We start from the raw sequence: 1,854 nt of genomic DNA, 5'->3' as shown, positions 1-1,854 counted from the left end.
CGTAATTACCCACGCCGCATTTTGACCTGAGGTTCAGGCGGACACGGTCTGAAGGATTGTCTTGAACGCGTTGGTTCCCAGGCCGAGACGAGCCGTGTCGACGACGGTGCGAATGTCTGCTTCGCCTTCGGCCGCCCACATGGCCCGGTAGCCGTTGGTCACCTTGCGCTGAATGACGGCCGGTCTGAGCGCGCGTTCGCAGGCGTTGTTGGTCGCCTCCACCAGTCCAGGCCAGTGAGTGAAGGTCAGAAGCTGATCGCGGGCGCGCCGGACCTTGCTCTGCAGGGCGCGGGCGAGATCACAGGCGGTCGGCGCGGCCAGGATATCATCCAGACTGCGTTCCAGGGCGCGGCGCTTGCGGGCCAGGGTCGAGGCGGCCAGCGTTGTGACCTCCTGCGCCAGGGCAAAGGCCCGATGCAGCCACAGCTTGAGACGCGAGGGCAGCACATCGTCGCTGGCCTCATCGGCATAGGCGACGTCGCGGGAAAGATGGGCCAGGCAGGTCTGATGGGCGTCCGCATGGCCCTGCTGGGCGCTGTAGCGATCGGAACACCAGACCTCGGGCCGGTGCCCATCCATCATCGTCCGGACCACGACGGCACCGCGGGTCGGCGAGGCGTGATGAACCACCGCCTCGGCGCAGCGAAACACCCAATGGTAAGCGTTGCAGCCCTCGATCCGGACGCCGGTCTCGTCGGAGGCGATGACCCGGGCCTGGCGTAACGCCACGATGGCTCTGTCGCGCTCGGCTGCGAAGGTGCGCTGCGCCCGGCGCAGCAGGTTCATCAGGCCGCCTTGGCTGACGGTGAGCCCGAACAGGTCCGCGAATGCGCTTTGCAGCCGCTCGTACGACAGAGCCTGGAAGGTCTTGAGGTAGGTCGCCATGGCATGGATGCGCGGCCCGAACGGCGTCCCCTTCGCGGCGGCGGGCACGGGCGCGACGACCCGCGTTCCACAGGACGGACAGCGCACCGCCAGGCGCCGGTGGCGCTCGATCCACGGCTTGATCGCGGGCAGCTCGATCGTGTCGTGTTCGCTCACGGTCTCGGTCGGAAGATCGGTCGCCAGCCTGGTACGGCAGCATGGGCAGTGGTCCGGCTGATGGTCGACGAGGCGATCGACATCCGGGCTCATGGCGCGGCTGTGCCCGTCATGGCCCGGCTTGGCGCCACCGGGCTTGGCCTGATCCCGCCGCTGCTTGCGATCGGTCGCGGGCGGCTTGGAGGATGTGCGCGAGGTCTTCTGCGGCCGCTGCAGCCGCAGCACCAGCTCGATCAGCTCTTCCTTGCTCAGACGCTCAAGATCGCTGCGGCCCATCACACCAAGGAATCAGTGAATTCCCGTTCGCGCAAGGGCCTGGGTAATTACAGACAAACGGTGTCGGCTGCGCATTCCAGCAGCGTGCCGTCTGCTCGAACCAGATCCCGATCTCGTCGGAACTCTGCGGATGCTGTCCCGCGAGCGCCCGCCGTTTGAGCACGCGCTGGATCGACTCCGCCATGTTGAGCCAGCTGCCGGCGACCGGCGTGTACAGCGGCATGACGCCATGCGCACACAGCCACAGCACCAGTTCAGGAGTCTTGTGGCCGGTAAGATTGTCCCACACCAACAGCAGCCGCAGCGGCGGCACCTCCTCCGGCAAGGTGAAGCACCGGCTCAGCCCGGCCTGCCAGGCCTCCCACGCCGCGTGCGTGAGAGCGGGATCGGCGACAGCTGGGGCGGGCAACTCCGCCAGGATCGCGCTGAGACGCTCGCGCAGCCAGGGATGCAGCACCGCATTCGTACAGTGCTCGGCCGGCTGCAGGCGCACCTGGCCCGAGGCGGGATGGAACAGGGTCAGGATCTTGGTCGTGC

The 1,854-nt window shown here is 67.4% G+C and carries 2 protein-coding genes; both read right to left on the bottom strand.

Features of this window, described 5'->3' with window-relative positions; all coding sequences use genetic code 11:
• Window positions 1–33 precede the first annotated feature (33 nt).
• Window positions 34–1,317 carry an IS66 family transposase gene (gene tnpC / locus DDF70_RS36150; protein ID WP_114949218.1) on the bottom strand — a complete coding sequence of 428 codons (1,284 nt, stop codon included), beginning with the start codon at window positions 1,315–1,317 and terminating at the stop codon, window positions 34–36.
• Window positions 1,298–1,854 (bottom strand): transposase (locus tag DDF70_RS36145; RefSeq protein ID WP_114949217.1); only part of this gene is annotated, 557 nt, incomplete at its 5' end. The genes DDF70_RS36145 and tnpC, both read right to left, overlap by 20 nt.

The sequence above is a fragment of the Microvirga calopogonii genome, from assembly GCF_003347665.1.
GTDB lineage: Bacteria > Pseudomonadota > Alphaproteobacteria > Rhizobiales > Beijerinckiaceae > Microvirga > Microvirga calopogonii.
The sequence above is the reverse complement of the archived record's forward strand: the minus strand, read 5'-3'. Positions and strand labels throughout refer to the sequence as shown.

Bases quoted from the DNA above. Each gene is read 5' to 3' on its own strand.
- tnpC (WP_114949218.1), bottom strand. From the start codon at position 1,317: ATGGGCCGCAGCGATCTTGAGCGTCTGAGCAAGGAAGAGCTGATCGAG.